At 37.9% G+C, this 12,559-nt stretch carries 13 protein-coding genes and 3 tRNA genes; 6 read left to right on the top strand and 10 right to left on the bottom strand.

Going from position 1 to position 12,559, the window contains the following annotated elements; all coding sequences use genetic code 11:
- The first annotated feature begins 9 nt into the window (after window positions 1-9).
- Window positions 10-1,005: a zinc dependent phospholipase C family protein gene (locus AC59IL_RS20430; protein WP_496554046.1), complete on the top strand. Its 996-nt coding sequence runs from the start codon at window positions 10-12 to the stop codon at window positions 1,003-1,005.
- A gap of 89 nt (window positions 1,006-1,094) precedes the next feature.
- Here the strand turns inward: AC59IL_RS20430 and AC59IL_RS20435 are convergent, their stop codons facing one another.
- A complete protein-coding gene (locus tag AC59IL_RS20435) occupies window positions 1,095-2,666 on the bottom strand; it encodes an NAD(P)/FAD-dependent oxidoreductase (protein WP_496554047.1) in 1,572 nt (523 codons plus the stop codon).
- Between the two features lie 1,160 nt (window positions 2,667-3,826).
- On the opposite strand from AC59IL_RS20435, the gene dnaA reads away from it, so the two are divergent.
- From dnaA to AC59IL_RS20460, 5 genes are all read left to right on the top strand, one after another.
- Window positions 3,827-5,260 (top strand): chromosomal replication initiator protein DnaA, encoded by a 1,434-nt coding sequence (dnaA, locus tag AC59IL_RS20440; RefSeq protein WP_496554048.1) that lies wholly within the window; start codon window positions 3,827-3,829, stop codon window positions 5,258-5,260.
- A gap of 508 nt (window positions 5,261-5,768) precedes the next feature.
- A tRNA-Ser gene (locus tag AC59IL_RS20445) sits at window positions 5,769-5,859 on the top strand.
- A gap of 380 nt (window positions 5,860-6,239) precedes the next feature.
- Window positions 6,240-6,313 (top strand) — tRNA-Pro (locus AC59IL_RS20450).
- Between the two features lie 37 nt (window positions 6,314-6,350).
- Complete coding sequence (locus AC59IL_RS20455; RefSeq protein ID WP_496554049.1) at window positions 6,351-6,608, top strand: GIY-YIG nuclease family protein; 258 nt, start codon at window positions 6,351-6,353, stop codon at window positions 6,606-6,608.
- A tRNA-Leu gene (locus AC59IL_RS20460) sits at window positions 6,593-6,656 on the top strand. Before AC59IL_RS20455 ends, AC59IL_RS20460 begins: the two co-directional genes overlap by 16 nt.
- A 582-nt stretch (window positions 6,657-7,238) precedes the next feature.
- Here AC59IL_RS20460 and AC59IL_RS20465 read toward each other — a convergent pair.
- The 9 genes from AC59IL_RS20465 to AC59IL_RS20505 all read right to left on the bottom strand — a co-directional run bounded on the left by AC59IL_RS20465 (window position 7,239) and on the right by AC59IL_RS20505 (window position 12,240).
- Entirely contained in the window at window positions 7,239-7,775 is a 537-nt protein-coding gene (locus tag AC59IL_RS20465; RefSeq protein ID WP_496554050.1) for a hypothetical protein, read from the bottom strand.
- Window positions 7,776-7,818: 43 nt separating this feature from the next.
- A complete protein-coding gene (locus AC59IL_RS20470; protein ID WP_496554051.1) occupies window positions 7,819-8,322 on the bottom strand; it encodes a hypothetical protein in 504 nt (167 codons plus the stop codon).
- A 15-nt stretch (window positions 8,323-8,337) separates the two neighbouring features.
- On the bottom strand, window positions 8,338-8,652 hold the full coding sequence (locus AC59IL_RS20475; protein WP_496554052.1) for a hypothetical protein: 315 nt from the start codon (window positions 8,650-8,652) through the stop codon (window positions 8,338-8,340).
- Between the two features lie 118 nt (window positions 8,653-8,770).
- Window positions 8,771-9,430 (bottom strand): hypothetical protein, encoded by a 660-nt coding sequence (locus AC59IL_RS20480; protein WP_496554053.1) that lies wholly within the window; start codon window positions 9,428-9,430, stop codon window positions 8,771-8,773.
- Window positions 9,411-9,878: a hypothetical protein gene (locus AC59IL_RS20485; RefSeq protein ID WP_496554054.1), complete on the bottom strand. Its 468-nt coding sequence runs from the start codon at window positions 9,876-9,878 to the stop codon at window positions 9,411-9,413. Before AC59IL_RS20485 ends, AC59IL_RS20480 begins: the two co-directional genes overlap by 20 nt.
- Window positions 9,879-10,203: 325 nt before the next feature.
- Window positions 10,204-11,280, bottom strand: coding sequence for a hypothetical protein (locus AC59IL_RS20490; RefSeq protein ID WP_496554055.1), 1,077 nt, complete (start codon window positions 11,278-11,280; stop codon window positions 10,204-10,206).
- A gap of 6 nt (window positions 11,281-11,286) precedes the next feature.
- Complete coding sequence (locus AC59IL_RS20495) at window positions 11,287-11,427, bottom strand: helix-hairpin-helix domain-containing protein (RefSeq protein WP_496554056.1); 141 nt, start codon at window positions 11,425-11,427, stop codon at window positions 11,287-11,289.
- On the bottom strand, window positions 11,399-11,572 hold the full coding sequence (locus tag AC59IL_RS20500) for a helix-hairpin-helix domain-containing protein (RefSeq protein ID WP_496554057.1): 174 nt from the start codon (window positions 11,570-11,572) through the stop codon (window positions 11,399-11,401). Before AC59IL_RS20500 ends, AC59IL_RS20495 begins: the two co-directional genes overlap by 29 nt.
- An 11-nt stretch (window positions 11,573-11,583) precedes the next feature.
- Window positions 11,584-12,240: a hypothetical protein gene (locus AC59IL_RS20505; RefSeq protein WP_496554058.1), complete on the bottom strand. Its 657-nt coding sequence runs from the start codon at window positions 12,238-12,240 to the stop codon at window positions 11,584-11,586.
- Between the last annotated feature and the right edge of the window lie 319 nt (window positions 12,241-12,559).

A 12,559-nucleotide genomic window follows, 5' to 3' on the forward strand; every position in this document is an offset into this window, starting at 1 on the left:
TAAAACTCTATGAAAAGAATAATTGCAACGGGGGTAGTTGCACTGTTGGTTATTATTTGTAGCAGCTGGGGTTTTTTAGTACACCGTACCATTCATCAACTGGCTATATATGAATTGCCCGAAGGGATGCAATATTTTTTTCATCGTAATATGAATTATATCGTAAAAAACTCAGTGCGGCCCGATCAGCGAAGAAATGAAGACCGTAGTGAGGCTCCCAAACATTTTATCGATCTGGAGTTGTTTGGTGATTCTGCCGCCTGGAAGATGCCATTGAAGTGGAATGATGCCGTTAAGAAATATGGTAAAGACAGTTTGCAAAGATGCGGATACGTACCCTATTATGTTGTTACGATGAAAGACCAGTTAACAGAGGCTTTCCGCAGCGGTAATAAAGACAGCATTCTTTTTTATGCAACCGACTTAGGCCATTATATAAGCGATGCACATGTGCCCTTACATGTTACAGAAAATTACGACGGGCAATTAACCAATCAAAAAGGATTGCATAGTTTGTGGGAGTCAACCATTCCTGAAATAGAAATTCAGCAATACGATTTGCGCACACATCATAAAGCCCGTTACCTGAAGCATCCTGAAAGAGCTATATGGGCGGCCGTAAGACAATCGCAAAAATTATTGGGTGATGTGTTTGCGCAGGAAAAATCGGCCACACAATCATTTGCCGACACCACAAAGTACAGGGTGCAAATGCGCAACGGTAAAGAATACAAAAGTTATACATCGGCATTTGCCAAAGCATACAGTGCCCGGTTAGGCAAAACCATCAATGAGCAATTGATACGCTCGGCCAACCTCGTAGCCGACTTCTGGTATACCAGCTGGGTAGATGCCGGCTGCCCCGATTTAAATAAGCATATAGAATCTTTTGTAAAGAAAGATGAGAAGCAAAGTTTGCAGGAGGAGCAGGATGCTTATAAACAGAATAAACTAATTGAGAAAAAGTTGCTTATTGCAAAGCAGGGAAAAGAAAGCAACGATTGATAAATTTCTGATTTTGCGATTTAGAGATTTTGAGATTTCCTGATACGGCATCACCGAAACAAATCTCTAAATCTCTAAATCCCGAAATCTCAAAATGCATTACCCAAAATACCGATGATGTTGTGAGCAACACGTTCACCATCCATCGCTGCACTAACAATGCCACCGGCATAACCTGCGCCTTCGCCGCAGGGAAATAATTTTTTTATTTGCGGATGTTGTGTTGTTTCGGCATCGCGGGATATACGTACCGGTGATGAGGTGCGTGATTCTGTTGCAACTACAACAGCTTCATTGGTAAAATAGCCTTTCATCTTCTTACCAAATTCAATAAATGCCTGTTGCAGTGATGAAAAAATAAATGAGGGTAATACTTCCTGCAAAGGAGCTGATGTTATACCTGGTAAATAAGAGCAATCGGGTAATGAGGAAGATGTTTTCTTTTGAGTTAAATCGGCCATGCGTTGCGCAGGCGCCACAAATTTACCGCCGCCATATTCATATGCCTTTTTTTCAACAGCCTGCTGAAAATACATGCCTGCCAAAGGAGAATGCTTCTTCTGATAATTTATAACATCTTTTACTTCAACCGAAGTTACAATACCCGAATTGGCAAAGGGATTATTACGTTTTGAAGGCGACCATCCGTTCACTACCAGTTCGCCGGGGCTGGTTGCGGCCGGTGCAATAATGCCACCGGGACACATACAAAAAGAGAATACGCCTCTTTCGTGTACCTGCTGCACTAAACTATACGATGCAGGAGGAAGATATTCATCGCGCATGCTACAATGATATTGCATACTGTCGATAATACTTTGCGGATGTTCAACACGAACGCCAAGAGCGAAAGGCTTGCATTCGATCAATATATTTTTATTGTGTAACAGTTCAAATATATCTCTTGCCGAGTGACCGGTAGCCAGTATCACTGCATCGGCTGTAAATGAGTCACCAGCGGCCGTTTTTACGCCTTTAACGGTATCGTTCTGCAAAATGAGATCGGTTACTTTTTGCTCAAATAAGAATAGTCCGCCGCAAAGCAGGATATGTTCACGAATGGCAGTGATGATTTCAGGAAGTTTATTGGTGCCTATATGCGGATGCGCTTCGTACAATATTCTTTCATGTGCACCAAACTGAGCCAGTATATTTAATATACGTTCCACATCGCCACGTTTGGTGCTTCGGGTATATAGCTTACCATCGCTATATGTACCTGCTCCTCCTTCGCCAAAACAATAATTGCTTTCGGGATTTACAATGCCCTGTTTATTTAAAATAGCAAGATCTCTTCTACGCGATCTTACATCTTTCCCTCTTTCGAGCAGTATAGGTCGAATACCGGCTTCAATTAATTTCAATGCTGCAAACAATCCTGCCGGTCCGGCTCCTATGATAATTACCTCCCGGGCAGCTTTTGAAACATTCTGCAAGTGCAGCTGTTTGATATCGCGGGTATGAAAAGGTTCATTGACAAAAACCTGTATGGTTAGCATTACCCAGGGTTGTTTTCCCCTTGCATCTATTGATTGTTTTATTATATGATATCCGGTAATGGCCGATGGAGAAAGTGCAAGGTGTTGCGCTGCGTATTGTTGAACTATAGCTTCTGCAGCGGCTTCGGAAGGAAGCAGCTTTAAAGTGATTCGTTGTTGCATATGTTAGGTAGTTAACCTAAAAAATATTGAGTAACAAAGATACGTAATGTATAATACAGCTTGCCGGTTTGTCAATTAAGGTTGACAATGCTCAATTTTTTGTATTATTCAGGTAAATAAGTAAGTTAAAAACGTTCCACGTGTTTCACGAACAAAAAAGTGTAACGTAGTATATAGTGCGCTGTTTTTATTTACCGGTTAATATATTTTTGCCGGCCGAATAAAGGAGTAATATCAAAAGTGGTTGCTAATGAAGTGCAACCATTTAGCTTTTTGTAATTGCAAAAACCGGCAAATTTTATTTTAAATCATTTGGGACTCGATAGTGGTATAAGCGTTTAGTAATGAACAAACTCGTATTAATAATGTAACAATTCAGCCGGCAAAAAATACCTGAATGCCCCTATAACTAAATGTAAAACTTACAACTGTTAACCGGGTATAGGTGATTTTATGGCAAATGCTGTAAAAAAATAATCTATAACTTTTTTTCAATTAATACAATGTTGTCAATTCAAAATTTTATTTTGATAAGGAAATAAAAAAAAGAGGGATTTATATTTTCTGCATTTCAAAAAATATGTATCTTCAATAGCATCCAATAAATAATATGAAGAAGGAATTATTTGATACTACCTCGTTGTTTTCTTTCTTCATCAGCATTCCCGGCAAAACCAACAAAAGAGAATCCGTTCGATGTAAACCAAATGCTTCCTGGTCGGCAAGCCCGCTCGCAAATTTTTTCCGGGCATTTATTGTTACAAAGAGACCTGCTCTGATTAGTAGTGAACCTGGCATCAACGCATGTTGTTTTGTTCTACAAAAATTGAACTTTGAACATATTGCTTTTTACAATTCATTGCATAAGTCGAACAGCGGTCACAAAATAAAATAATAACAATTCTGTGCATTAAACCTGCCGGATTATTGTTATTGATTGGAATTATTTTGACAATAAAAAATGGAAAAAAAATATTTCTAACATGGACTGTGGAAATGTCAAAAACTAGTGAATAAAAAATTTTTTTTTCAGCAAAAAATTTTGATATTCGTCGCCCTTTTAAACTTTTTGAGGTTCCCCCATTGTCCTGTGAAAGTGATACTGTGAGCAAAGCATGAAACACTACTTAACTCAACATAATAAAACTGCTTCTTGTATAATGGCTAAAACGTCAGATAAAGTTTGGAGTAATTGTTTGGAAATAATAAAGGATATTGTTGAGTGGCAACATTTCAAGACCTGGTTTGAACCTATTAAACCCGTAGAGCTAAGAGACAATATACTTATCATTCAGGTTCCGAGTCAATTCTTTTATGAATATCTCGAAGAGCATTATGTTAACCTATTGGCAAAAACATTAAGAAGAGTACTTGGTAAGGACGCCCGACTAGAATATCGGATAATGGTTGATAGTGGTAATCATAACAACAAACCGCTAACTATGGATGTTCCTACACACGGCTACAAAACGTTTTCGAGTAATGAGATGGATTTTCCCCTCATTATTAATAATCCGGTGAAGAATCCTTTCGTGATTCCGGGTTTGAAAAAAATGCAGATTGATCCGCAGCTCAATCCCATTTATACGTTTGATAATTTTATTGAAGGTGATTGTAATCGTGTGGCCCGAAGGGCCGGTAAAACCGTTGCCGAGAAGCCCGGCGCCAGTTCATTCAATCCACTTGTAATATATGGTGGTGTTGGTTTGGGCAAAACCCATCTTGCGCAGGGTATCGGAAACGAAACCAAGCGTCTGCATCCCAATAAGGTGGTATTGTATGTGAGCTCTGAAAAATTCATCAATCAGTTTCAGGACCATAGTCGTAATAATGCTATTAATGATTTTATACATTTTTATCAGTTGATAGATGTATTGATCATTGATGATGTTCAATTTTTCAATCGCGCCGAAAAATCGCAGGATGCCTTCTTTGCTATATTCAATCACCTGCATCAAAGTGGCAAACAGCTGATCTTAACATCCGACAAACCACCCAAAGACCTTGAAGGGGTTCAGGAAAGGTTGTTAAGCCGTTTCCGCTGGGGGTTGAGTGCCGACTTGCAGGTACCGGATTATGAAACCCGGATCGAGATACTGGAAAGGAAGATGAAGAATGATGGTCTTGAAATGCCCAAAGAGGTGGTTAAATACCTTGCTTATAATATTAATAGCAACGTACGGGAGCTTGAAGGGGCCTTGATTTCATTATTGGCACAATCTTCGCTTAACAAGCGGGAAATAGACCTTGACTTGGCAAAAAGAGTCCTCCGTAATTTCGTGAAAACTAGCAGTAAGGAAATCACCATCGAAACCATACAAAAAATGGTATGTGAATACTTCGATGTTCCCTACGATAAACTGCTACAGAAAACCCGCAAACGAGAAATCGTGCAGGCCCGCCAGATTACTATGTACCTGGCCAAAGCATTTACCAAAAATTCATTAAAAACTATCGGTGAGCACTTTGGAGGTCGCGACCATACGACTGTTATCCATTCGTGCCAAACGGTGAAGGATTTAATGGATACTGATAGTACATTCCGCGAAAGCGTGATGGAGTTGCAACAGAAGGTGCAACTGGCAGCTATGTAAACCCATGAAGTTTCAAATTTATTATAGGATCCCGTTCAGCAATGAGCGGGATTTTTTATTGTACGGAGGAGGGGAGTATACACTATCGTAAAAATACTTGCCGGAATAGAACAAAGGAATCCTGCTCAGTAATGGGCAGGATTTTTTTGTGCTTAGAGAAGTTGCCTGCTTCGCCCCCGTTTCCCCGAAAGAGGTGTCTTATTTCTCTGACAGCATGTGTTGTATTTTTTCGGAATAGTATGTCAGAGATAGTAAGGATACCTTTGTTTTATCATTAGGCTTTATGAGAAGGATAATACGACGATAGTTTGGTTTCGTTGACGGTAAATGGGTAAAATACGAACATCAGGGATAAGTGCCTTTAGGAGGCTTTTCACTATACAAAATAGTTTTTTAAAAGATGAGTAAATGCCCTTTTAGGGGATTGGACAAATAATCTAAAGATTTTCATCAGTTTATTGGTTCATATTTGGGAATTTCCTCTTAATTTTGCCGTCCCGTTAGAAACGGAGAGGTGCCTGAGTGGCCGAAAGGGCCGGTTTGCTAAACCGTTGTACGAGCTTAAACTTGTACCGAGGGTTCGAATCCCTCCCTCTCCGCAGATTTCCGCCGAATCTGCCGATTGGTAGCAAAGGCGGATTTTTTTAGAAGTTTACCGGTACTTTAGCGTACATTGGTGACTGATAAACGGGAGGTAGTTCAGCCCGGTAGAATATCCCGCTTTAGAGCGGGAGGGTCGCAGGTTCTTAATTGAAATTAAAATAGCTACAGTGTAGCAAACATTTCGGGAGGTAGTTCAGCCCGGTAGAATATCCCGCTTTAGAGCGGGAGGGTCGCAGGTTCTTAATTGAAATTAAAATAGCTACAGTGTAGCAAACATTTCGGGAGGTAGTTCAGCCCGGTAGAATATCCCGCTTTAGAGCGGGAGGGTCGCAGGTTCTTAATTGAAATTAAAATAGCTACAGTGTAGCAAACATTTCGGGAGGTAGTTCAGCCCGGTAGAATACGTGGTTTGGGACCACGGGGTCGCAGGTTCGAATCCTGTCCTCCCGACTGGGTAAGGCTCTGATGAAAATCAGAGCCTTTTTTTATGTATTATGTGTATATATTATTTAGTGATTGCATTGGAGAATATTATTGCGGGCAAACAAATAATATAGAAAGCAGATTGATAAGGCATAACTCTGGCGAAACACAAAGTATCAAACATGGAATACCCTGGAGATTGATAGGGTATATAACAACATCTACAAGAAAGGAATCAACACATTTGGAAAAACAGATTAAGAAAAGAGGAATAAGGCGTTGGTTATTAGTAAACGAAAATCGATTAGTTCAGCCCGGTTAGAATATCCCGCTTAGGGCGGGAGGGTCGCAGGTTCGAATCCTGTCCTACCGACTGTTAAAGAAATGCAAAAGCCTGCTCTTGAAGCTGGCTTTTGCATATGGTTTCCCAAGTAACTTTTTAATATCAGCCCGATCCATAAAATTTTACAGCAAGACTAGCCAGGCAAAAACCGAGATCGGCGTTAATGTTCCTCTTTTTCTCCTGCCCTGGCCATACTGGAAAAATATACCCTACGTAAAGAACCACCATGGTCCGGTATCTACAATGATATGTTGTTCCCACGAGTAACCAACCAGGAAATGAACCGCAGCCTGAAAATAAATTGGTGAAATCTGCGGTATTTTTAAAAATCTTTCTTTTCACCTGCATGCCACACTTTTGCCACTGCTGTTACATTAATGAAGGGAGTGCCGATTGAAACGATCAGCAAAATGCTGGAGCACATGAAGCTAAGTACAACTATGATTTATGCCAGGGTAACTAATTCAAAGATTGGGATGGATATGGGCTTGTTGCAAAGTAAGTTGGATGATGTTGGGAGGAATAATCCTATGGGTATAAAGAAATAATAGCGGGGTTATATTTGAATTTGAAGCCACTTAGTAATGAGTGGGTTTTTATGGTTATGGCTTATTGCTGGTTAGAATTCTTTTTACTGATATCATAGTATTTACAAATTTGACGTGCTTCTAATTCTTTTATATTCTCATTATAATCAAATACAAAAGTAACCCCTCCGGCTGTATCAATGAAATGATGGTCGCAGTTTGAATGTCCAATAAAGCAGCCTGCTGCTGTTTCGAAAGTATCCACCGGCTTTGATACAACGTATTTTTTATATGCTATGTTTTTAGAATTGAGGTTTTTTTCAACAAGAGATATTTTTCTATTCTTAAAAATCCAGGGCATAGATACACCTTTAAAGTCCTTTTTAGGAAAGGTAATATCAGGCCTGTAACTTACTCCATTGAGTTTTTCGTCGTATATATGAAACTCAATAAAGCCAACTTTAATTATCCCATAAATCAGCCCATTATTTTCTATTTCCTTTACATACCAATAGTCATCTCCAAATTTGCTCAACAATACTTTCATTGAAGTTCCAGGCGCAAGCCCTTCAATATGTCCATTTCTTAAAAAATGATCAAAGTCGTTATCTGCTATCATAAATATCTTTGCTTAATGTAACAAACCAGCACTGTGAATTTGCTCACTTGTCCGCTTTTATTAACTTAATATATTTTGTTCTTCTTGCCCTGGCAAAGTCGTGGGGCTTTTCATACATGGTAAGTAAACCAAACTTATTGTCTATGGTATATTTAAGTTCGATCAGAACTTTTTTGATTTCACTTTCAAAATATTCATCGTAGTCTTTTCTGTCTGGAATTTTTAATAATGTGTTGTGGTTTTCCAAAATATCTAAATAAAGATTCTTTGTCTTAGAAGGTGAATGGTATTTAGCCGGTGACAGGGGATGCCAAAAAAAGTTGTCTACGATTGTGCCACCAATAATTAATTCTTTTAAACTGTCATTTAAATCCTCGTTATATTGTTTAGCGCCGATTAAAAAGCAGGTCGAGAAGAAAGACTTATATGATTTAAGTGATGGTGTCTTGTTGAATATTTTTTTAATTAATGATGTACTTTTCAGATTTGAAAGAAAATTCTGATAATCATTTTCATCAATAGATGATATGAAAACTAAGTATGCCATTTAAATTCAATGTCTTTAACTATCACATAATTGTGCTTCATACAAGTTAAACTGTGTCTGCCCGTCAATCGTTTCAACACCCCACGGTTTTGCTGTGTCAACGGTAAATATTTTTCTCCCATTTGTATCTTTCCACTCTTTCACAATTTCGCAAGCGATTATTCCTTCTTGTGGATATTCACTGTTTGGATCTAAAGGCTTTTCTGTTACAATTGGAACTTTATCCTGAACAATATGTTCTTTGCCAAACGCGTCATAAAATCTGCATTCAACAAACCCTGGTTGGTGCTCACTAATGAATTTTATGATTTGTATTTTGATTGCTTTCATACGCTACTTGTTCCAAATAAAAATTTATGTAAATTATTATTTTTAAGCTATTTAGCAAAAAGGAGCGGATGATTTGTGAAGAATGAATTTCAGTGGATCAGGTAGAAGAGTTTGGGGATCATTCGATCCTTTCGCCTATTTCGTTTGCTTTAGCGTCCACGGTTTTTATCAATTCATATTCAAATATTTTAGAGCCCTTAATCTCTTTAAACGCTTCAATACTAAAAGTAAACCTTTGATTCTTAAATTTGCATGGTAGTTTTGCCAGTCTTTCATCAATCATTTTATCCGTAAAAGTTGTGGGGATTTTCCAGGTAATACCGTTTTCTATTTCTGGTTTGTAATATGTAAGGTTTAATCTCTGAAGACATCGCCTTGCCTCTATCCTGTTATTGATTATGATAATTATGAGATCATGCGGCCCGTCAAGTAGTCCAAGTTCGTAACCTGTCAGCCATTTTTCGATACTGAGCCCACTTCCGGGTTGATATAAATCACCATGTACTTTTCCTACGATGAAGCCATACCGAGCACCAACAGGCGTTTTCAGGAAATTTGGATGTAAATCCCTAAAAGGGATGTACCAGGCAAAGTCAGTCTCAATTATTCCGTTATCATCAATTTCATATTCACTGTCATAGATTGGTTTTTCTTTGATAGCCTGTCTTACTTTGTCTTTTGCTTCTTCTAAATTCATAGTTGTTAGATTGTGTACTACAGTTGACCATGTTCTGCTGCCATCACTTGCTTTATGTGTTTTACCCATGGCTGGGGTCATATTTGTTAATTATTTGAAAGATTCGCTCTTCTAAGTCAGCAATATAATCTTCAGGATCATATTGCCTTCTTTCCTCATTGAGCTTTCTTGCTTCACGAAATAAAGTTTCATGACTTAAATGCAAAGACAATAAAACATCTTTCCAAAATAAAATCCGCTCCTTCGGAGAATGGCAGGGACCATCGTGATCATTTTTGAAGCGATCAGGGTCCAGAATGAACAATTCTGTTGTGTCGAGCCCCAATTCTTCAGCCTTTGCCTCCAATGGTTTCCTCAAGTCCCAGTTATCAAACCAATGCTCTCCAAAGTCATTATCCATAGAAAAAAAGCGACCAATCCAAACCACTTCGTTCCATTCTGTCAATCCAAGGGAATCAGCAATTTTTTTATAGTCAGGATTTACTACAAAGCAATCTAATTCCTGAAGATATTTAAATATTCTAATCATGGCATTGTTTAGAGCTGGTTACTAATATAACTATTAGCAGATTTTAGTTTTTAATATATACGTAAATTGTTGAAATTCCAATAAATCCTTTAATAACAGGTTCGAAATTCGTCCAGTTGTCCCGGACTGTTAAGAAAATGTAAAAGCTCGCTTGAATAGCGAGCGCTCCTGGTATTGCGTTGAAAAGGGATTTTCTTTTTAGTTTGACCCGAACAGCCAAACAATTTGAATTTTGCTGAAAGCATTGTCAATATTATTAAAGGATGAAGCCGTTTCATAAGAATAAAATTGAGATTATTATTCAAACGCTTATAGCTTCTCGCTGTTACTGACCTAACGGCCTTGTGATCTCAAAAACTACTGTGTCGTCTATGAATCTTAATGTATTGTTGTTAAGGATGGCACGTTTTCCGAGCGCAAAGTCCAGTTTGATATCTAAATCGATAGTGTCTTTTATAATGGTATACGAGCCTCTATAAGTAGTAAATAGCCAGTGGTCGCTCCTTTCCGCCATCAGATAACCGTTTTCTTTAAAATAAAAACTGGATCCACCATCGCTGCCAATATTAAAATTGCTGGCGGTGAATATTGTTGGAGATTTATCCAGTTTTTCAAAGTGCTTGTAATGCCATACAATGAATCCCAGACAAATAGCCGCAACAACCAGAGATGCCAGTATCGTCCTGGCAGCATTAGTTCTATAATATAGAAATAGTCTAACCAGCTGAATGGCAAATAGCACGCAAAGAACAGTCAGGGGAATATAGTCGATAAAATCAAAGTAGATTGTTTTCTGTGTTATTGACCTGTTCTTAATGCAAATTGCGACAGTTCCAAATATCAGTATGAGTATGAATAATGAAGATCGCAGCCAGCGAGCGGGACTTGTTCTTGTTATGTTTTGTCCCCAAATCTTCTCCATCAGGTTATTGTTGTGAATGTATTCAGTTGTGACAGCACCTCCTTCAATAACCAGTCCAGTCTTGTTGTTTATTATAACTTGACGCTTGCGTACTATGTTCTTATTTAGTTTAAATTGATCAGCGCTTAAATCAAGCTCCTTTAATTTATTGTCGGCATCTATAACTTTGATGCTTCTTATTGTATTTAATTTATTCAGGAACGCAAAGCTCTGGTCTATTACACTCGAAGGACTTAAAATGGAGAATCGTAGTGAGAAATTTGTCACAACCCTTTTTTCTGGAGCCAATAGAATATATAGTTCTGTCAGACCGAGATCCGATCTTATTTCAAAATAGAAATTTCGATATGTGTCAATTGGTTCAGTATTGGATTTTCCGACGAGAAAACTAGCTCCTGCGCTCTCAATAATGTCTTTTATGTCTGTTTGGGGAACAGGGTTTTTAAAACAGACTTCTAGTAAATATGATTCAAGTCCCATTATAAGTTATCTTTTATCCTTCCAATTCCACCATTTCAATTGCTCGCTGTCCTGTTCATTCGCCGGTGTTTCTGCAAAATACACAGCACAGCGAAAAACATACAGTACGCACCTGAACTCAATCAGCATATTGGTTTGACCTGTCATATAATTGTTGCGGGTCTTTGCCTTTTAAGTCGTCAATACACCTGATGCCAATGTTGTACAGGTCGGTTGCAATAGATTGTCCAACACCTGATATTCGTGTTAATTCTTTTGTGCGATTGTCGTTGCTGCAAAATTGCTGTTGCATGCGTTATCATTTTATGAATTGCCAGTCATTAATTTCGAGATTTGTTCAGCATTTACTATTCCCATTTTCTCAAGTGTGTGTCGAATCCTAAATTCAAAATTTCTTTGTTGTTCTCGAGCTTTTCTTAATTCGGTCTCTAGCTCCAATTGAGAAACTCTAATTAGTATTTCATTTTCTTTAAAGTCTTCAGGATTTGATTCAGTGTAGTTAGAAAATTCAATAATTTTGTTGTCTTTTCTATAGTAGATCCAAGGATGTCCTATCCATAGTTGATTCCATTTAGTTAACTCACTTTCGAAAATACTTTCCCATTCTTTAATATTACCAATATCTCCACAGCAACTTGGCTCTATGTATATCGTGTTATTCTCTTCTAAAACTAGTCCACCACACATTCCACTAACTTGTTCATCATAATCCGATAATTCGACGTCTTTAAGCTCACTCTTTAAAATTTCAACAAGCTCATTGTCATTGACTGTTCTAATATCAACCAAATAAGAACCTTTTCTAATTGACTCTAAACGTCCTAAATTTTTATCTGAAATGCACTTTTTCCAAAATTGATTCCACTCGTCCGGAAATTTAATCGAACTACCATTAGGATAATCATATTCTTTGTTAGAGAAATCATACGGGCTTATCTCAATTGTATTTATTAGTTGCATTTCTTCGTGACTTGGTTTAATTCTACCAGTTTTCGAGATTACAAAAATTTGATGAAACAATAGTGAGTATTTTTCACAAATTTTAATTTGGGGGCATTGAAAATGCCGAATCGAATAATATTAAATTTATACAATAAGAATTGCGTTTCACCGGATTACATTCCTGTTTGCCATATTGGCAGCTCATTTAACATTTCATTTCCTAATTGTACATTCCTTCATTGAAATTTACAAACTCCCTTAATGCTTTCAAATCCTTTATTAGCAGGTTCGAAATTCCTATGTAAAGGTTTTGGCTGCACCAAAGCAGAAAATTTAT

The organism is Niastella sp. sgz303648, assembly GCF_059587045.1.

What these genes read in the sequence shown, in the direction of transcription:
- AC59IL_RS20465 (WP_496554050.1), bottom strand. Translation starts at nt 7,775, where the DNA reads ATGATAGCAGATAACGACTTTGATCATTTTTTAAGAAATGGACATATT.
- AC59IL_RS20475 (WP_496554052.1), bottom strand. Translation starts at nt 8,652, where the DNA reads ATGAAAGCAATCAAAATACAAATCATAAAATTCATTAGTGAGCACCAA.
- AC59IL_RS20470 (WP_496554051.1), bottom strand. Translation starts at nt 8,322, where the DNA reads ATGGCATACTTAGTTTTCATATCATCTATTGATGAAAATGATTATCAG.
- AC59IL_RS20485 (WP_496554054.1), bottom strand. Translation starts at nt 9,878, where the DNA reads ATGATTAGAATATTTAAATATCTTCAGGAATTAGATTGCTTTGTAGTA.
- AC59IL_RS20455 (WP_496554049.1), top strand. Translation starts at nt 6,351, where the DNA reads ATGTATTATGTGTATATATTATTTAGTGATTGCATTGGAGAATATTAT.
- AC59IL_RS20435 (WP_496554047.1), bottom strand. Translation starts at nt 2,666, where the DNA reads ATGCAACAACGAATCACTTTAAAGCTGCTTCCTTCCGAAGCCGCTGCA.
- AC59IL_RS20505 (WP_496554058.1), bottom strand. Translation starts at nt 12,240, where the DNA reads ATGCAACTAATAAATACAATTGAGATAAGCCCGTATGATTTCTCTAAC.
- AC59IL_RS20490 (WP_496554055.1), bottom strand. Translation starts at nt 11,280, where the DNA reads ATGGGACTTGAATCATATTTACTAGAAGTCTGTTTTAAAAACCCTGTT.
- AC59IL_RS20495 (WP_496554056.1), bottom strand. Translation starts at nt 11,427, where the DNA reads ATGACAGGTCAAACCAATATGCTGATTGAGTTCAGGTGCGTACTGTAT.
- AC59IL_RS20500 (WP_496554057.1), bottom strand. Translation starts at nt 11,572, where the DNA reads ATGCAACAGCAATTTTGCAGCAACGACAATCGCACAAAAGAATTAACA.
- AC59IL_RS20480 (WP_496554053.1), bottom strand. Translation starts at nt 9,430, where the DNA reads ATGACCCCAGCCATGGGTAAAACACATAAAGCAAGTGATGGCAGCAGA.
- AC59IL_RS20430 (WP_496554046.1), top strand. Translation starts at nt 10, where the DNA reads ATGAAAAGAATAATTGCAACGGGGGTAGTTGCACTGTTGGTTATTATT.
- dnaA (WP_496554048.1), top strand. Translation starts at nt 3,827, where the DNA reads ATGGCTAAAACGTCAGATAAAGTTTGGAGTAATTGTTTGGAAATAATA.